This window comes from Muriventricola aceti, from assembly GCF_025567565.1.
GTDB lineage: Bacteria > Bacillota > Clostridia > Oscillospirales > Oscillospiraceae > Lawsonibacter > Lawsonibacter aceti.
Genome location: NZ_JAOQKF010000007.1, coordinates 148,827 through 166,090 on the forward strand (window position 1 = coordinate 148,827; position 17,264 = coordinate 166,090).

Annotated in this window: 18 protein-coding genes; 6 read left to right on the forward strand and 12 right to left on the reverse strand. The window is 51.6% G+C overall.

The features are described 5' to 3' along the window. Window positions 1–117 precede the first annotated feature (117 nt). The 8 genes from OCV64_RS09375 to OCV64_RS09410 form a co-directional block, all read right to left on the reverse strand. Window positions 118–1,698 (reverse strand): tyrosine-type recombinase/integrase, encoded by a 1,581-nt coding sequence (locus tag OCV64_RS09375; RefSeq protein WP_262669864.1) that lies wholly within the window; start codon window positions 1,696–1,698, stop codon window positions 118–120. Beyond that, window positions 1,691–2,899, reverse strand: coding sequence for a tyrosine-type recombinase/integrase (locus OCV64_RS09380; protein ID WP_262669865.1), 1,209 nt, complete (start codon window positions 2,897–2,899; stop codon window positions 1,691–1,693). Before OCV64_RS09380 ends, OCV64_RS09375 begins: the two co-directional genes overlap by 8 nt. Window positions 2,900–2,940: 41 nt before the next feature. Next, on the reverse strand, window positions 2,941–3,102 hold the full coding sequence (locus OCV64_RS09385) for a hypothetical protein (protein ID WP_262669866.1): 162 nt from the start codon (window positions 3,100–3,102) through the stop codon (window positions 2,941–2,943). Window positions 3,103–3,380: 278 nt separating this feature from the next. Beyond that, window positions 3,381–5,186: a MobP3 family relaxase gene (gene mobP3 / locus OCV64_RS09390; protein ID WP_262669867.1), complete on the reverse strand. Its 1,806-nt coding sequence runs from the start codon at window positions 5,184–5,186 to the stop codon at window positions 3,381–3,383. After that, entirely contained in the window at window positions 5,186–5,599 is a 414-nt protein-coding gene (locus OCV64_RS09395) for a hypothetical protein (RefSeq protein WP_262669868.1), read from the reverse strand. Before OCV64_RS09395 ends, mobP3 begins: the two co-directional genes overlap by 1 nt. A 391-nt stretch (window positions 5,600–5,990) precedes the next feature. Then, a complete protein-coding gene (locus OCV64_RS09400) occupies window positions 5,991–6,362 on the reverse strand; it encodes a hypothetical protein (protein WP_262669869.1) in 372 nt (123 codons plus the stop codon). After that, on the reverse strand, window positions 6,356–6,796 hold the full coding sequence (locus OCV64_RS09405) for a helix-turn-helix domain-containing protein (RefSeq protein WP_262669870.1): 441 nt from the start codon (window positions 6,794–6,796) through the stop codon (window positions 6,356–6,358). Before OCV64_RS09405 ends, OCV64_RS09400 begins: the two co-directional genes overlap by 7 nt. Then, on the reverse strand, window positions 6,793–7,002 hold the full coding sequence (locus tag OCV64_RS09410) for a helix-turn-helix domain-containing protein (RefSeq protein WP_262669871.1): 210 nt from the start codon (window positions 7,000–7,002) through the stop codon (window positions 6,793–6,795). The genes OCV64_RS09405 and OCV64_RS09410 overlap by 4 nt, the downstream gene beginning before the upstream one ends. 506 nt (window positions 7,003–7,508) lie before the next feature. Between OCV64_RS09410 and OCV64_RS09415 the strand changes: the two genes are divergently transcribed. Beyond that, window positions 7,509–8,486, forward strand: a complete 978-nt coding sequence (locus OCV64_RS09415; protein WP_262669872.1) for a DUF6076 domain-containing protein — start codon at window positions 7,509–7,511, stop codon at window positions 8,484–8,486. Window positions 8,487–8,633: 147 nt separating this feature from the next. Here the strand turns inward: OCV64_RS09415 and OCV64_RS09420 are convergent, their stop codons facing one another. Beyond that, complete coding sequence (locus tag OCV64_RS09420; protein WP_262669873.1) at window positions 8,634–9,809, reverse strand: HindVP family restriction endonuclease; 1,176 nt, start codon at window positions 9,807–9,809, stop codon at window positions 8,634–8,636. Window positions 9,810–9,855: 46 nt separating this feature from the next. Continuing rightward, window positions 9,856–10,911, reverse strand: a complete 1,056-nt coding sequence (locus OCV64_RS09425; protein ID WP_262669874.1) for a HindVP family restriction endonuclease — start codon at window positions 10,909–10,911, stop codon at window positions 9,856–9,858. 116 nt (window positions 10,912–11,027) lie between these two features. On the opposite strand from OCV64_RS09425, the gene OCV64_RS09430 reads away from it, so the two are divergent. The 5 genes from OCV64_RS09430 (at window position 11,028) to OCV64_RS09450 (ending at window position 14,946) form a co-directional block, all read left to right on the forward strand. Beyond that, on the forward strand, window positions 11,028–12,185 hold the full coding sequence (locus OCV64_RS09430) for a DNA cytosine methyltransferase (RefSeq protein WP_262669875.1): 1,158 nt from the start codon (window positions 11,028–11,030) through the stop codon (window positions 12,183–12,185). Between the two features lie 5 nt (window positions 12,186–12,190). After that, window positions 12,191–12,610 carry a very short patch repair endonuclease gene (locus OCV64_RS09435; RefSeq protein ID WP_087287388.1) on the forward strand — a complete coding sequence of 140 codons (420 nt, stop codon included), beginning with the start codon at window positions 12,191–12,193 and terminating at the stop codon, window positions 12,608–12,610. A gap of 380 nt (window positions 12,611–12,990) precedes the next feature. Continuing rightward, window positions 12,991–13,239: a hypothetical protein gene (locus OCV64_RS09440; RefSeq protein WP_262669876.1), complete on the forward strand. Its 249-nt coding sequence runs from the start codon at window positions 12,991–12,993 to the stop codon at window positions 13,237–13,239. Window positions 13,240–13,509: 270 nt separating this feature from the next. After that, window positions 13,510–14,307, forward strand: coding sequence for an alpha/beta fold hydrolase (locus OCV64_RS09445; RefSeq protein WP_262669877.1), 798 nt, complete (start codon window positions 13,510–13,512; stop codon window positions 14,305–14,307). A 78-nt stretch (window positions 14,308–14,385) separates the two neighbouring features. Then, window positions 14,386–14,946, forward strand: coding sequence for a flavin reductase family protein (locus OCV64_RS09450; protein WP_262669878.1), 561 nt, complete (start codon window positions 14,386–14,388; stop codon window positions 14,944–14,946). A gap of 74 nt (window positions 14,947–15,020) precedes the next feature. On the opposite strand, the gene OCV64_RS09455 is transcribed toward OCV64_RS09450, so the two are convergent. Both OCV64_RS09455 and OCV64_RS09460 read right to left on the reverse strand, forming a co-directional pair. Continuing rightward, window positions 15,021–15,218, reverse strand: a complete 198-nt coding sequence (locus tag OCV64_RS09455; RefSeq protein ID WP_394803828.1) for a hypothetical protein — start codon at window positions 15,216–15,218, stop codon at window positions 15,021–15,023. 275 nt (window positions 15,219–15,493) lie between these two features. Beyond that, window positions 15,494–17,263 carry a nuclease-related domain-containing DEAD/DEAH box helicase gene (locus tag OCV64_RS09460; protein WP_262669879.1) on the reverse strand — a complete coding sequence of 590 codons (1,770 nt, stop codon included), beginning with the start codon at window positions 17,261–17,263 and terminating at the stop codon, window positions 15,494–15,496. Between the last annotated feature and the right edge of the window lies 1 nt (window position 17,264).

Genomic DNA, 17,264 nt, shown 5'->3' on the forward strand with positions numbered 1-17,264 from the left:
AGCGAATTTGTATATCACAGATATGTAGACATCGCAGACCAATATGTTATGATTTGAAAGTGTGTATCAACGGGAAGAGGATCGTATCACGTTATGATACGATCCTCTTCCCGTGTTTCACGCCGCCCGGCCCAGCATCCCACGGATCTTCTCATACCATTTCGCCGCCGTATGTCGGGTCACCCCGGCGCCTCTGGCGATGGCCCGGTAGCTGGTCACATCGGGGCGAAACTTCATGTACGTCCAGATCTTCTTCTGGGTTTTGGTAAGCTTATCCGGCGGAGTAATGCCCCGTGCATGGTCCCGCAAGGCCTGCCGCTCTGTGTTCATCTGCTGGATCAGCACCTTCAGCTTCGCCTCGCATTCCTCCCGAGTGTGAGCGTAGACGCATTTGGAATGCTTGGTGCCATCCGGCCAGGTGGGGGAGTAGCGCCCTTCAAACAGGTGGTCATTGATCTGGGTAATACACCCAGTGCCGGGCTTCCGGGTCTTTCTCAGCACTGGCTGGAAGTTCGCAGCCAAGTCCTGCTCTATCTGAGCAGATTCCTCCCGCACCTCGTTGCCCAGCCCCCGGTCGATCTTGGCCGCCGCCTCGCTCTGCATATCCCCGGTGACGTGGGTGTAGATGTCCAGGGTGGTGGCCGCTGACACATGGCCCAGCATGGCGGAGAGAGTCTTCACATCCATGCCGCTCTCCAGGGACAGGGTGGCGAAAGTGTGCCGCAGATCGTGAAATCTGATTCTCTTACACCCGGCCCGCTCCAGAATGATCTGGAGCCGCCGTCGCACCGCGCCCGGCGTCATGGGCATGTCCTCTTTGACCGGCGAGGGGAACATCCACCGGGAGTCCACCGTCTCTTGATACTGCCGCAGCACCTCCACCACGCCGGGCGGCAGGACCAGTCTGCGGATGGAGGCGCGGGTTTTCGGGACACTCACCTGGAGCTGTCCCTTCACCTCGTAGACCTGCTTGTTCACGGTCAGGGCCCCGGTCTTGAAGTCCAGGTCGTCCCACTGGAGGGCCAGCAGTTCGCCCCGCCGCAGGCCGGTACATAAGTCCAGAAGGAACAGCTCAAAGTATCCCTCCGCCTGGGCCTGAATAAGAAACCGCTGGAGCTCCTCCCGGCCCAGCACCTGCATCTCCCGGCCCCGCTTGGGCGGCAGCTTGCAGCCTACCGCCGGGTTGGTGCGGATCAGCTCCTCCTGCACTGCCTTCTCCAGAGCGGACCTGCAGGCAGCGTGAAGACCTCGCACCATGGAGTCGGACAGCCCCCTGCCGAACTGCTCCGTGCGGATGAGCCGCCCGCCCGTTTTCATCCGGGCATAGAACTGCTGGAGATCCTTCTGGGCCAGCTGGTTCAGGGAGATCTTTCCCAACTCCGGGATGATGTGCTGATAGATTTTCGCCTCGTAGTTGGCCTGGGTGGTGGGACGGATCTGGGGTTTCACATAGTTCTGATACCAGAAGTCCAGCCACTCCCCGAAGAGCATCTCCGGCCGGACCTTCTCCGTTTTGGAGCCGGTCACCGTCTCCCGGAGCTGCTTCAGCTTCTCCTGGCACTCCCGTTTCGTCTTGGCCAAAACATTCTTCGTCTTGGGCAGGCCCTTCTCATCGTAGCCGACGACCACCCGGCCCTCCCAGCGGCCGTCCTTGCGCTGGCGGACGGAGCCCTCGCCCTTTTTCCGCCGCTTACCCATGGCATCTACCTCCTTCCGGTCTGTTTTTCTGCCACGGTTTCAGGTCCCTCCCCAGAAGATCTTCCAGAAAGCCGCCTACGATGTGGCTGGCCTCCTGCTGCATGTCCGGCGTCACGTGGGTGTAGGTGTCTAGGGTGAAGCTGGCGTTGGTGTGGCCCAGAATGCCGGACAGGGTCTTGGCGTCCACGCCGCTGGTGAGGGCGTGGGTAGCAAACGTGTGCCTTAAATCGTGGAATCGGATCGCAGGCAGGTCGGCCTCTCTTAAGATCCGCTTCATCCAGTAGTAGGCGGCGCTGGGGCGCACCGGCTTCTCCGGAGCCAGCGGTTCCGGGAAGATCCACTGGCTGACGGCGTGCTTCTTCCGCTCCTTCAGCCGCTGGACGGTGCTGGGCGGCAGACGGATGGTCCGCCGGCCCTGGCTGGTCTTCGTCTCGCCAATCTCCAGCTCCCCAGCCTTGGGGACATTCACCGACCGGAGGACCTTCAGCGTCCCGGCCTTCTCGTCGAAGTCCTGCCACATGAGGCCGCAGATCTCGCCCCGGCGCAGGCCGGTGGTCAGTTCCGTGTAGAAGAAGTCCCGCCAGATCTCGTTGCGGTCCACCGCTGCCAAGAATGTGTCCATCTGCTCCTTCGTGAGGATCTGCTTGGGTCGATAGCTGGCCTTGGGCACCACGGCCCCGTCGGTGGGGTTCCGGGCGATCACATGGGCGGCCTCCGCATCCTTCAGGCAGCGGTGGAGCATGGCGTGGATGCGGAGCACCATGGTGTCCGACAATTCATGGCCGTGTTCCGGGTGCTCACGGACGCGGCCCTCGTGTTTCAGCTTTCGGTACAGCTTCTGGATGTCCATGCGGGTCACCCGGGAGACGATCTTGTCCCCCAGATAGGGTTTGATGTAGCACCGGATGAACTGCTCGTAGCTGCGCAGGGTGTTGGGCCGCAGGGTGGCAGCGCCGTAGTCCTCCATCCACCGGTCCAGCCACTCGCCAAGGGTCATGCGGCTGTCCTCGGTGAGCTCCACATCCTGAAAGGCCTCCAGATCTCGGTGGAGCTTCTCCAGCAGTTCCTTCTGGGTTTTGGCCAGGACATACCGGAAGATGGGCTCGCCGTTTTGCTTGTGGCCCACCACGATGCGGCCCTCCCAGCGGCCGTCCTCTCTTTTTCTCACCATGCCGTCGCCGGACGGTCGTCGCTTTCCCATATTGATTCACCTGCTTTCTCTGTTTATGATGTTGTGGTTTCTCAGATAGATCCTTCTGCCTCTATCTTCCGCCTGGCCTGTTCCTCTTGGTCGGTGTCGAAGGAGTAGGGCTCCAGTTCCCCGGCGATGCTCAGCCCCAGACGGAGACCGGCGGTGAAGCCCTCCAGGGAGGTGCGCTCCTGCCACAGGGACTGGGCGTTCACCAGGGCCAGCAGGAGCTTCCACTGCTCCCGGTCCAGTGTGGCTTTCAGGGCCTGCTCCGCCTAGTCCATTTCCCGCTCTTCCTCAGTGCCCTCCGGCTCCTGACAGAACCGCTGGTGCAGGGCCTTCATGTAGTCGTTCATGTGTGCCGCCTCCTTTTCAGCAACACACAATACCCGAACTGCATCAAAATAGCCACCCCCAACCGCAACTATTTTCAGAAAGTTATCATCTGCGGGGGGCTTTTATCTTTGACTCTGCGGCGCAGTTTCTGATATACCTACCACCCCATGGTCATGCCGCCCATGTCCTGCCGGGGAGCCTCCTCATGGTCGTCCGGCTTGTGGCCCATGGCGATTTTCTTTTCCTGGATTTTCCGCCGCAGCTTTCGGTCCACCCGCTGTCCCACCGGAGCGGCAGGCGGCACCGAGTTGTCACGAAAAATCTGGCCCAGGTGGTGGAGCAGCCGGGTGGCCGACAGGAATACATTGGGCCTGCGCACCCGGTCGAAGTGTTCCAGAAAGAAGGCGGCGTACTCGTTTCCCTGTTCTGCCGATTGGCAGAAATATTCCCAGGCCCGCCCCCGATCCTGTTTGACATCCTGGCCGGTGAAGTACAGTTTTCCCAGAGTGTACTGGGCATACTGGTTCCCGTGTTCGGCGGAGTCGGTGAGATAGGCCACCGCTTTTGGCACGTCTTTCGGGACATCTTCCCCCTCCAGATACAGCTTTCCCAGGCGGTAGGCAGCCCAGGAGTTCCCCTGCGCCGCCGCTTTTCCATACCAGGATACCGCCTCATCCGTTCTCTTCTGACTTTGCAGGAGTTTTCCCAGCGCGTATTGGGCGAAGTCATATCCCGCGTCAGCCGCCCGCCGGAACCACAGTTCCGCCTGATGGTCATCGGGGAGAACGCCCCGCCCGTCCCGCCAGCACTTGCCCAGCTGATAGGCGACCAGGGAGAACCCTCTCTGCCAGAACTGTTCCAGCACCTGTACCTGCTCCGCTTTTTCGCTCTCTGGGTTTTCGTACTCCTCCAGCACCTCCTTGGCACTCTGGTAGGCCTCGGTCATCTGCCAGTCGGAGTCCCAGGCGAAGTACACCGCATCCTGGTCCTCATCCGCTTCATCTCTCACGCGGACATCCTCGAAGGTAACCGTGCCCAACCGGAGCCGCTCCGCCTCCCGGATGACCATGTTCTTGATGGCTTTGAACTCCTTCTGCTGGGAGAGGGGCAGGTGTTCTCTGGGCGAATCCTTGTAGTAACGCTCCAGTTCATCCCGGAGTTGATTCCACTGTTCATAGCACTCCGCCACCTCCGGTACCTTGGCCAGTTCATCCACGATGGCATCCACTCGCGCCTTTACCGGTTTTTTCAAATAGCCGTAGACCTTCTTGCCCTGGTGCTCCTCCAGCATTTTGGCCAGCGTCTCCATCTGCTCTGCAATGGTCGGGCTGTGGCACAGACCTGTTTCCATCTCCCGGATGAGCCGTCCCATGGTCTCCGCCGCCTGGTTCCGAACCTGTTGATAGGACAGGTCTTTCTGCTGATACAGGGACAACAACTCGTCTCGAAAGATCTCATTGGACAGCTGGGAGCGCATGTTCTCGATCCCTTTTTCCGTGAGATACCCCTGCTTGGGGTCCGCCGACCAGACCATCATGTGGATGTGGGGATGGTGTTTCTCATCGTGGAAGGCGGCACACCAACGAAAACTGCTTGGCGGTATTTTCATCGCTGTCGCCAATTCTGCTTGATGAGCCAGCAATAACCTGCGCCAGCTCTTGCTGTTCTCATAGCCCAGCCGGTGAGCGTCCTCCCGTTTCAGGGAGTAGACGAAGGTCCACACCGGCCCGGTGTGCCCGTTGATCTCCTCCATGGTTTTCTCCAGATCAGCGGAACCGCCGGCGGAGAACAGGCCGTGAGAGCGGGGACGCTGGGCCATATATTCCAGGTAGCCGCCGCCGTCGTGTGCGTGGTGCGGAGCCTCGATGAGCTCCACACCCTCCCGGGTGGCGATGTACTCGGCGTAGTGTCCGCCGCCGTTTCCCGGCTTGATGTAGCCTGACTTCTGGATCAACCCCGGCATCACTCAGCCTCCTGTTGATAGCGGACAGCGTCTTCGAAACTAATCTCACCGTTGGTTTCCTTCACCTCTTTGACGCACCGTACCCGGGCTTTTCGCAGCTGATCCGGGTCAATCTCTATATCAGCGGCCAGGATATTCCCCATGAGGTTTTGGTCCACCGACAGCTTGAACAGCAGGTGACCCATCCGTTTGCCCAGAGCTCCCAGCTTGCCCTCCAGCACATCGGCCAGGACCCGGGGCAGGTAAGCATCGGCAGATTCCGTGTCCAGGTAACCGGAGTAGAACCGGATGGCCTTTTCGATAAATTCATTTCTGGTAGAGCAGTTATCTCGCCGGTAGCGCGATTCCACCTCGGTCCAGGCGGATTCACTGAGCCAGACGGAATGTTTCTTATTTTCCTTTTTCAAATTCAAAATCCTCTCCTTATTGCATCAGCGCCGCCCGAAAGCCTGTCACAGCGGGGATTCAGGCGGCTTTTGAGAAAAAACAGCGCCAATCTCAAATCGGGTTGGTCGGAACAGCGCCAACTCCAACCCCTGAAACCGCCCGCACTGCGGGCGGAAGTGACCGCCCAGGCGCAACAAAAGCGCCAGGGCTTTCTCCTGCTCCTCGTCGTCGCAAGCTCCATATCCCTCGTTTCCGCCCCCGCAGGGGTGAAAACTCGCTCATTCCGCTGCTCCGCCTCTCCCCAGCGAACCCGCTCCGCTGGGTTTCGCCGGGGGCCCCATTTTGCCCTGTCCTGAAGCCTTGCCCGAAATCGGGCCAAATCCGCCCTGAAAGCCCTCTTTGGGGGCACATAACGGCTCACAGGCCGTTACACGGGGAGAGTTGCTTGCTGCAGGGGACGGCGTACTGCGGCAAAAAGATCCCGAAGTATTCCTCTGGGCCGGACACCAGATGCCGGCGCATCATCTCGCCGCACTGAAACATCTGGAACACCGCATTTCGATGGCAGGCCTTGATCTCCTCACGGCACTCCCTCGCAAAGATTCTTTGTTCATCTGTCAGGGTTCCACGGCTCTCATCGCAGAGGAACAGGGCCACCCCGTCTTCGTCGATAGACTCCTCATGTGTACGGTTCCACTGGTTGACAATGTACCGCCGCATGTCTATGGTGCGCCGTGCTGACAGAGACGGGTCCTGATTGATCATACAGTCGATCAGCTGCATCAGCATCCGGATGCACACTCCTTTCTCTCCAGCGCCGCCATGTGCTGCTCCGCTCTCTGTCGTTCCAAAGCCAGGTCAGCTGCGCGGAACTGCCGTTCATAGAACTGTTCGATGGACATCTGGATGGGCAGGATGTAGTAACGCAGACAGCCGTTGAGGGTGCGGCCGTCCCGGGTGGTGACGGTGGTGCGCTCCGTCCGGATTAGACCGCGATCCTCCAGCTCGGTCACATACTTGCGCACCGTGTTGACGCTCATCCCCACCGCCTCTCCGATGGTCCGGTAGCTGGCCACGCACTGGTAGGTCCTCCGGTCCTCCCGGTGGAGGAGAAATCCGTAGACTGCAATTGCCCCGGCGGACAGTCCCAGGGAGAAGATCTCGTTGGGGAGGGGGAAGTAGTTCTTGATAGGGTCCCGCTTGGGCCAGTGCTGTTTTCTCATTTCACACCTCCCGACTGTCCCTCCGCCCACTGGATGAACTTTTCTTTTGGAACTACCATACGGCTCCCCACCCGCAGCGTGGGGAAACCGGGATCGTTGAGTAGCTCGTAGGCGGTGGAGATGGACACGCCCAGCACCTGCGCCACCATCTTGGCGTTGAGGAACAGGGGCAGGTCGTCGTAGGATTTGTAGACAGACAGTTTCAATGTTTAGTACCTCCGGTGTTTCAAATTCAGAGAAAATATTTCTTGCGTTTCGGAGGTCTCTCTGTTAAACTGAAACACAGATTAGGCTGTGTTTTCCGAAACGCGGCAGGCCGCTGAACTGTTGCAGCAGTTCGGCGGCCTTTTTTGCAGGAACTGTCTTTTTAGATCTGTCTGGCCATGCACCATACCGGTTCCTGCCCTGCGGCCTTGTTTGACCAATACAGCGTTTTCTTCCCCTTGGTACGCTCAATTGTCGGTGCTCTGTGACAACGTCCTGGCGTTACTTCTCTGGGGAGTATCGTCTCTGGTGATGGATATTCGGTTTTCAAGGTGCCATTCCGAATGTTTGGGACCAGTTTCCCGTTGACAATCGGATTTTCCGGTGTTAGACTATTGTAAGATTGTTTTGACAGTCCCCTGTGAGAGTATTGTAGCATGTGAACCTACCCCCTTGTCAAGACTATTTTATAAATTTTTTACGATTGTCTATTTTGGAGGGTGCCGACATGTGGTATGCCAAGATGTACTTCTCTGAGAAAAAAGAGGTTTTCCAATTCGATAGCTACGGGGTCCAGGGCGTTCCCTCGACCTACAAGGAACTCCCATTCCTGGAGAGCCTCCTCTCTTTTCTGGAGATAGACTGTAAAGAGCTGGAGCATCTGTTACGACAGGCTTATGAAAACTGGTCCCTTCTGATTGACAGGGATGATAGAGATGCTGGGGTTCGTACTTTAATGGATTTGGGTGACCTTGGGAGCCAGCACATCTACCTGCATCTTCTGCATGTGCGCTGGTTTGAGCGATTTGGACGCATGGGGATCAACCAGGACCGGGGAAGCAGGGAGGATCAGGAGATGCTGGAGGAACTGCAGGACCTTCCGAAACAGCTTCCGCTATATCAGCAGCAGGTACAGCGTTTCTTTGATCTCGTTTTGGATGTGGACAAGGCGGGGCGTGATCCCCAGCAGCAGGCATCGGCCCACTATCTCTACGATGCCCCCAAGGACCCGTCTCTGTTCTCCTTCCGGCCTATCCCCCTCAGCTTTGAGCCGGTGGAGCCGGGCCGGTGCTCTCCGGTCCTGTATCCCCTCCACATCTCGGACATGATCGACTACTCCCTGCGTAGCTGTGTGGAGCGTGGAATCACCGTCCGGCGGTGTAAGAACTGCGGACGCTGGTTCCCCCAGACCGGCCGGGTCAGCGCGGAATACTGTGAGCGCCCGGTGGCCTCCGGTCAGCAGACCTGCCGGGAGGCCGGGGCCTTCCAGCAGTGGACCAAGAAGCAGTCCGACGATCCGGTGTTCAAGGCCTACCGCAAGGAGTACAAGAAGCGCTTTGCCTGGATCAAGGCTGGCCGTATCACCGACGAGCAGTTCTACGCCTGGAGCGAACAGGCCAGAGAGATGAAAAAGAAATGCGACCGGGAGGTCATCACCCCGGAGGAGTTCGAGGATTGGCTGAAGAACTCAAAGGTGCTGCTCTGACAGCGGCCTGTTTCAAAACAGAGAAAGGGACTGGCCGCCGCCAGTCCCTTGTATTCTTTGATATAGCGTATCATTTTTAAGTCATTAAATGATAATGATTTCATCCGGAGTACTCACTTATTAAAACTGGAAATATGTTTACTCATATTAAAAATTACCGGAATTATATAGCCCTGTTTTTTCCATAATATATATACTTTGATCAAACCGACGCTCTGGTTTTAACCTTTTTTCCCCGCCATTTAAGATGATAGAATGTAGGATTTTGCGTGGAAATCGTGGCTTATAGTAGGTATCATTCTTACCACCACGTTTCTTACGTGCCGTAATAAATTCTCTTGTCCCAGCACCATTTACCGATAATTCTTTGTCTGTCTGATATCCCTCTGGGACTTTAATGGCTCCCAAATTAATACGTCTATCAATATCACTACTGCCACTCCCTATATATAAGTATTGAATGAATTTTGATAAGCATCGTGCCGCGCGACAAGCCGTAGGATCATCAGTCTGTGTATCAGGAACCTTGGTTAAAAACAGCTTAACATATGCCAAATTGCTCCAAGCAATCAGGTCAAGTGCATGCTCTTTGTCCAATTCATGATCTTGCGCATTTGTCTTCCAAATAGGCTGCAGTAACAATGGGATTTGCTTTTTGTGGTACTTTTTGCAAATCTGTGCAATCGCGGCTTTCATTTGTCGCGAATTCCCAGTTAGCGTTGCGTTATGTTCCCAACCATTTTCATTGCTCAAAGTAATCCAAACATCATGAAGCGTTTCTTTGATGTTTGCAAATTCTCTCGAAAATTTACATTGATCAAGTAATCCCAGCGCAGCATACAAAGTAGTTGTAGGACGAATTACAATTTCACTACCAGGATTGTCTGGTGTGTTAATTGTCGAATTATCCGGAACAACTGTCATTTTAATTTCAAGTGCACGCAGACTTTTATAATCTTCCGGTGCCTTGTCTTCTTCAAACTGTTTCACTACCAAGTCAATTTTTTTCGCTCGTCGTAGCCGCTTTGTGCTGCCGAATCCACCCTCAAGAAATTTCTCATACGGCGTATATACATCCTCAAATGAAAAATATAACTCTTCTGCAGTTAGTCCGTTACAGTTAAATAGTTCATCGACTCCTATTTCATCGATAACGATATTAAAGTTTGCATCGGTAGTTACATACTTGACTTTCTGAGGCGAATCACATTTCCACAAATAATTAGCAAATGCAACTGGGAAGGTAGAGTTAAATACATTCTTACTCCACAAATCTTCATTTGAGTGATTAGAGTGTTCAATGCCAAGCAGTTTTGCACACATTTTTTCACCCTCTTTTAGTATAAATAATTACAACCTACATATGTGACTATGTCTCTCTTGCAGTAAAATACAATGTTTGATCAAATCTACGTTCTGGACTCAGTTTCTCAATATAGCCTGGTTGGATAATCTCATTCACGACACTTTTATGAAGAAACGGTCTTGTTATACGTTCTGCAGTAACGTATTGACGCCACTTTGAACCTCCGATAGCGAATTCCTTGTCTGTTTGGTTCCCAAACGCCATCTGACGATAGATATCCACCACTCGTATTTTACCAGACTTACTCAATTCCCATAAACAACGTGCAAGGCGGGCTGAGGCTCTCATTGGGCGACTCATAGTTGCCGCTACTTCGTAAGATGCATCAACGAACAATCGCGAGAATGCATAATCACTCCAAACGACAATATCAAAAGCTTGCTCCGCCAGAAGGGGAGATTTACCCTGCGTTTTCCAAATCGTTTGCATTAACAACGGTTTCTGCTTATCGAGATATTTACGTTCAAATGTATCTATGCTTTGGCTGATGCGTGGCATCTTATGAGTCATCTCATAATCATTGTCCCACATCTGAATCGCAGCACAAGCATCTTCAAAAATCTCTCTCACATCCCTTGCGTCATTTTTAACCGTATCGTACATACCCAATGCACAATAAGATGTGGTCGCTGATCTTACGACTAATTCGCATCCCCACTTATCTTCAGTCTGCCGGCTTGTAGAATCGGTCGGAAGTACTGTTAACTTTACTTCAAGCGGAGACAAATAATTGCCATTCAAATCTTTAATAACCAAGTCAATACCATCAATTGCATCAAAAGAATATTGTTGGTATGGTTCAAAAACAGTTTCAAAATTGAAAGATAACTCTGAAGCAGACTTTACGCCACAGTTAAATACATCCCTTATAGAAATTTCTGCGGAAACAGTTTTCAATTCCCCATCAACATCTTCCAGTTTGATATAAATGGCGGGAAAATCATGTTCCATCATATAGCTTGCCATAGCAGCGGGAAAACTGGAATTAAAGCAATTCTTGCCCCAATGATCGTTTGAATCCCTATTTGAGTGCTCAATTCCATACAAACCAGTAGGCATTCTACGCACCTCCACTACACTAATAATTCAAATAATGACGTCATCTCTTGACGCCGTCGCACAAGTATGCTAAAATCCTTTATAAAATAATAACATGACAGAAAGTGGTTGTCTATATGCGAGTCGTTGATTTGTTTGCCGGGTGTGGAGGACTTTCACTTGGCTTTCAAAATGCCGGTTTTAGAATTGTGGGTGCATTTGAATTTTGGGATATTGCACTTGAAACTTATAAACTTAATTTTAAGCACCCAATATATAAACAAGATCTGTCGGATGTGGATACAGCAGTAAATTTGATCAATGCTTTAGCTCCTGATATGATAATAGGAGGGCCTCCTTGTCAAGATTTTAGTCATGCAGGCAAGCGCATAGAAACTGAGCGGGCTGGTCTAACCGGTAATTTTGCGGAAATTATTTCTGCTGTAAAACCTCGCTACTTTGTAATGGAAAACGTTGATAGAGCGAAAGACTCTGTCGCATATGCTTACGCTAAGAGTGTTTTTAAGAATGCTGGGTATGGAATTACCGAAACGACACTTGATGCATCTCATTGTGGTGTTCCCCAAAAGAGAAAAAGATTTTTTGTTTTAGGTATCCTTGGAGGAAACGATGGTTTTGCAACTGAATGGTTAGACAATCACCAAACCAAGAAGGAAACAACCATCAGAGATTATTTTGGGAGTAATGTACTTGGATTTGAGTATTATTATAGGCATCCCAGAAATTATAATCGCAGAGCAATATATAGCATAGATGAACCTGCGCCGACAATGCGAGGCGTGAACCGTCCTGTTCCTAAAGGGTATCCTGGTCACCTTCTTGATCCCCATCCTGTTGATGAAACAGTGAGAGCTTTAACTACATTAGAGCGCGCTTTGATTCAAACATTTCCTGCTGGATACAAATGGGCGGGAAGTAAAACTGACATAGAACAGATGATTGGAAATGCTGTTCCTGTCAAATTGGCAGAGTTCGTTGCAACTTGTATGTCTCAATATGTTGTTGAAATCCCTGATTATTCTGGTTTCGAAACATGGCTCCACAAGACGAATTATTCTGATAGAGTAGTAAGTGATATTGTTAGCCGCTTAAAGCGAGCAAACAAAATAATTGCGGATGACCCAACTCCGACATACTTGTTTCTTCTTGAACGAACGGACGCTTTTTTAAAGATTGATGCTTCGGTAAGGAGTCAGATTAAAAAAGCTGTTTCGTTGTATATTGAATATAAGTTTGATACAATTGCTCGGCATCATGCCAATCCTAATTTATAACTATTATGAGTGATATATTTGATAAAAGGACGCGATCAGAAATAATGCGTTCAGTTAAAAGCAAGAACACCAAAAGTACAGAACTTGCCCTAATAAAACTTTTTAAAGAAAACCACATTACTGGTTGGCGGCATAATTACAATGTAAAAGGACATCCGGATTTTGTGTTTCTTAACAAAAGAATTGCCATTTTTGTTGACGGCTGCTTTTGGCATGGGCATGATTGTCGAAATACACGACCAGCAGACCATGCTGAGTATTGGGCAAAAAAGCGCGAACGCAACATTCAACATGATAAAGAGATAACATTGATGTTTGAGAAAAGAGGATGGACCGTTGTGCGCATATGGGAATGTGAACTAAAGAAGAAAAATCTCCCGCAAACTAAAGAACGTATTCTCTCTTTACTTGTTTCGAATGATTAAAAAGGCAATTGTAAGATAAAACTCCAGAGAATTGGATTAAAGAAAACGCTACTGAGAATTGTTAAAATGGTGGTTCCCAGTTACTTTCTTAATGCATCAATCTTCCATTGTAATGCGGCTAAATTCAAGAAGCTTCTTGTTGCCTTTTTCCTTTTCGGAAGTTCCTATTCTTTGAATAGGTGTGTGAAAAATTGATACGCCCGCCGCGCAGAAAAGACTTGCTTAACGGCCCAGGCAGAGGTACAATAGCCCAAACCGCAGAAAGGATTAAAATAATGGGTTATCACCATTTTTCTTCTTGGCAGATAGGCTGCCTGTAAGAGAGCATGTTTCCTTGACGACTCTTGCAGACGGCCTGAACTGTCAAGGAGTGAGCACAATTGAACAGAGACCGCAGTTACTATCGTAAGCAGCGCATGCGTGCCATCCATCGCAAGGAAACGATCCTCCGCCAGCTTGGAGGAGAAGAGAATGTCCTTGCGTGGGAACACGGCGCCGCCGGACGGCTGTCCAAGGGGAAGATTCACTGCTCCTGCTGGATGTGCCGCAGAAAGTCGTATGACGATTCCCGAATTCGGGATAAGCGGGCGGCCATGGATGCCGCCCAGCAACTGCTGGAAAGCGAGTAACTTCTCTCACGAAAAAACGCTTCCGGGCCGGGATTGGCAGCCACCTGCCGCCCCTGGTCAGGAAGCGTTTTTGACCCCATATTTGACCACAGTCAGGGCCGGAACACATGGAAACAGCGGATTTAAGAGCGTCAAAAAATATTCAATAGCGAACGAAAAGCGTTGGAAAGCGCTACAAATCACCACAAAAAATTTAGTTTAACCGTTTGCGCAGACTTGCAGTATAATGACCCAGGCATCCTGTTTTACCCATTCGGGAGGAGATCCAATATGACCTTTCATGAATTCGGAGATGATACGCGCCCCCACATCATGCTGATCCACGGCGGTGGAAACGCTTGGTGGAACTACCTGCGGCAGGCCCGCATCCTGGCCCAGCACTACCATGTGATCCTGCCCACGCTGGATGGCCATGGCGAGGCATATCAAACGCCCTATGTCTCCACCGAGCGGACCGCAGATCAGCTCATGGACTATATCCAGCAGCATTGCGGCGGACACCTCTTCGCCCTGTGCGGAGTTTCCTTGGGCGGCCAGATCGTGATAGAGCTTTTGGCGCGGAAGCCGGATCTTACCGAAAAAGCCATCGTTGACGGCAGCCTTTGTTACCCGCAGCCCATGATGGCCCGGTTCTGCATCGCCTCGGTATGGCTGTTTGGATGGATGCTGTTCAGCGAATGGGCGTGCCGCCTTCAGCTGAAGCTTATGTCCAAGCTGCTGCCCAAAGAGATGACCTATCCCCGGGAGATCCAGGAATACTATCTGCGGGACATGCCCAGAACGCCGCGAAAAACCTTATACACCATGTACCGGACCTATATGGCGCAATACCGCGTGAAAGAAAGCGTGAGAAACAGCCATGCCCAGGTCATGTATTGGTACGGGGAAAAGGAGATGAAGTGCGTCAAGAACTCCGCCCGTATGTTCCAGCGGCTGCTTCCCACCTGCCGGATCTACGAGGCAAAAGGATACGGGCACGGCTATCTGTCCGTCTATCTGCCGGAGGAATGGCTTCGCATCGCACTTCCTTTCTTTGAATGCAAAGATCCCAATGCCCCCGGCAAATAGCCGCACATAGGAAACAGGCATTTTATGTTTTGGTGTACCAGGTATACAATAGAAACAAATGTATAAGGAGGAATCGCTATGCGCAAGAATTTTGGAGCCAAGCCCTGGACTTATCCCCAGCCGGTCTTTATTCTGGCCACCTACAATGAGGACGGCACCCCCGACGCCATGAACGCGGCCTGGGGCGGCATCAGCGAGGATAAGGAGCTGAGCATGTGCATCAGCGCCGAGCATAAGACCACCGCCAACATCCTGGCCCGCAAGGCGTTCACCGTGAGCATGGCCACAGCGGAGCAGACAGTGGCCTGCGACTATGTAGGCATTGAGTCCGGCAATAAAGTGGCGGACAAGGTGACAAAGGCCGGCTGGCACACCACCAAGTCGGAGTTTGTGGACGCGCCCCTCATCGATGAGCTGCCCATGGCGGTGGAGTGCCGCCTGGTGAGCTACGACCCGGAGAGCTGCCGTCTGGTGGGCGAGATCGTCAACGTGTGCGCCGACGAGTCCGTTTTGGGCGCTGACGGGAAGATCGACCCGGACAAGCTGCGGCCCATCACCTTTGACCCCATCCACAACGCATACCGGGTGCTGGGCGAGAAGGTGGGCAACGCCTTCCGGGACGGCGTCAAGCTGAAATGACCGGCTGATTTGCTCTGAGACAGAAATGAGGGACAGAGGCGTGGCCTCTGTCCCTCATTTATTTTGACCGCCGATTACCACCGCCCCTTCTTCTGCCGCCTGCGGAAGTCCTCCTCGATGGCATCCTTCCAGTGCTTGTCCAGGGGCGCGCTGCACCGGACAGCGGCCACCGCCTGGCCCACCACCTCGTAGTTGAGGCGGGTACCCACGCTGTCGCAGTGGTAGTTCACCGCCCGGTCAGGAGCGATGCCCAGATGGCCCGCCGTCTCCACCGCAGCATAAATACTCCTGTACTGTGCTGCTGGGAGCAGAACACAGCATTGGAGTAATCTGCTTTCATGGACCGGTCACCGGGGGTAAGCGGGCTTCATTTGCTTCATATGATGGACAATGATGAACCTCAGAAAGCGAACATAGCCAAGTGTCCGTTTAGCATAGCAGAGCGAAATATTTTACTGCATTTATTCGCCGGAACCCAACAGCCAAGACTTTCCAAATTATTATCCGGTTGTACATAAGGAGATCATAATAGTGCATATAATTAGACTTAAAGGTCATTTTCGGAGGCTATTTTTACTCTTAACGAATCCCGTATAGCTTTAATTGCTTGCGGACGCTTAAGATAGTTGTCGTTACCGGTAATAGTTGCAGCAAGTTCTTCTGGCGAGGCAGTCGTAATCAAGTTGAGATACGACATAGCCCGAGAGGTCCCTACATAAAAAATATTTCGCTTTCTATCATTTTCAAAAGTTTCGCTATCAATGTCAATGCATATGACTGCCATTGCCTCAAGACCTTTGAATTTGCGAACGGTTGTGAACAATATGCCATTACTATTTTTATCCTTTGTTAGCATATAACCCCCGGATAGACGGAAATCATCCTCTGTAAGAATGGACTTTCCCTCAGGCTTCATGGACAAAACAACTATATCTGTCCCAGCTAATCCAGCTGAAATATACTTACGGATAAGTCTGCAAAGATATTCTTTGAGAATCGACTTGTCTTCAGCAAAGAACAAATTTGGTTTTATGGTACCGCCAACCGCGCTTTCCCGCCTCATCCTAATTCGATTTTCATCAATTCCAATGGGCCGTGTGGATGTAATGGCAATTTCTTTTGTATTACGGCAATTTCTTGATAAAACCAGCCTGCAGTCCATCTTATCAAGCCATTCTGGGTATCGCAATCCCTGTACAAACTGGTTCCTATCATAAAAAACATAGAAGTTACCATGATGTGCCTGCGCAATATCATGCAGCAATTGCAGGTGTATATCCGCAAAATCCTGTCCTTCATCAACAACAATATGTTTGAAGGGCAACTCATATTCATCCCAATCCATCAGAAACTCCGAAATTGTATCCGTACGTTCATCAGGTAATCGAGTAAATGCACCCGTAAAGGCACCGACAAGGCCATCCAGAGTAAAGAACGAAATATTGGTCGAATCGGGGCAGGTTTCTTCGAGATGAGTCTTCAAGAAACGATTAAAACATAGGAACAGGACACAATCCGTTTGGGCCAGATTCTTTGCTTTTTGTATCGCCAAAACTGTTTTTCCCGTTCCAGCGACACCATGAATCGCCGCCTCTTCCTGCTCCTCAAGATAATCCAGCAAGTACATTTGCTCTGTAGTCATCCTCCGGAACAACGCTTTTGCAGCCAGAGTCCTGCTGCGCATAGTTTGAACTACCCCAAATTCTGGAGCCAATGTATCAAGCACTTTGGATGTCATCTCTTCAGACGGCTCAACTTTTCGCACATCATAGAAACGATATATTCGTCGGATTGCCATTTCTGCAGCTGCTACTGACTGCAAATCGTTACTCCAAAGGACAATCTCCTCTTTATAATTCAAAGGCAAGTTGCCTTCAATATTTGCACGATCACCAGCCGTAAACCACACAGCAGAGCAGAATGTATACGGAGACTGGCCACCAAATCGGGCTTTAATCCGGTCCAAAAAATAATATTTGCTCCGCTCAGCCTGATCCATCGGGTCTATTGTTTTGTCCATTCCATTGCTGCGGTTAGTCTGAATCCACCCCCTTTCGCGGCTGAAGGAAATCAGACCATCTTTCACCTCAAAAACAATAAAGCCATAGGATGGATGAAATATGGTAAAATCCGCTTCCCCCCACTGAACATACTTTCGAGCAGAGTATTCGCTCCTTCGTCGTTGTTCATTCCAGTGTGTTGAATGAAAAACATAGTAATCATCGGGAAGTTGCCGCAAAAGTTCATAGAGGAGAAGTTCTCCTCCACTAAAATTGAAGTCCTCTTTTGTTTCCATTCCTGGAATCATGATTGCCATA

Coding starts and splice junctions, on each gene's coding strand:
- OCV64_RS09375 (WP_262669864.1), bottom strand. CDS start 1,698: ATGGGTAAGCGGCGGAAAAAGGGCGAGGGCTCCGTCCGCCAGCGCAAG.
- OCV64_RS09380 (WP_262669865.1), bottom strand. CDS start 2,899: ATGGGAAAGCGACGACCGTCCGGCGACGGCATGGTGAGAAAAAGAGAG.
- mobP3 (WP_262669867.1), bottom strand. CDS start 5,186: ATGCCGGGGTTGATCCAGAAGTCAGGCTACATCAAGCCGGGAAACGGC.
- OCV64_RS09400 (WP_262669869.1), bottom strand. CDS start 6,362: ATGCTGATGCAGCTGATCGACTGTATGATCAATCAGGACCCGTCTCTG.
- OCV64_RS09405 (WP_262669870.1), bottom strand. CDS start 6,796: ATGAGAAAACAGCACTGGCCCAAGCGGGACCCTATCAAGAACTACTTC.
- OCV64_RS09415 (WP_262669872.1), top strand. CDS start 7,509: ATGTGGTATGCCAAGATGTACTTCTCTGAGAAAAAAGAGGTTTTCCAA.
- OCV64_RS09420 (WP_262669873.1), bottom strand. CDS start 9,809: ATGTGTGCAAAACTGCTTGGCATTGAACACTCTAATCACTCAAATGAA.
- OCV64_RS09425 (WP_262669874.1), bottom strand. CDS start 10,911: ATGCCTACTGGTTTGTATGGAATTGAGCACTCAAATAGGGATTCAAAC.
- OCV64_RS09430 (WP_262669875.1), top strand. CDS start 11,028: ATGCGAGTCGTTGATTTGTTTGCCGGGTGTGGAGGACTTTCACTTGGC.
- OCV64_RS09435 (WP_087287388.1), top strand. CDS start 12,191: ATGAGTGATATATTTGATAAAAGGACGCGATCAGAAATAATGCGTTCA.
- OCV64_RS09445 (WP_262669877.1), top strand. CDS start 13,510: ATGACCTTTCATGAATTCGGAGATGATACGCGCCCCCACATCATGCTG.
- OCV64_RS09450 (WP_262669878.1), top strand. CDS start 14,386: ATGCGCAAGAATTTTGGAGCCAAGCCCTGGACTTATCCCCAGCCGGTC.
- OCV64_RS09460 (WP_262669879.1), bottom strand. CDS start 17,263: ATGGCAATCATGATTCCAGGAATGGAAACAAAAGAGGACTTCAATTTT.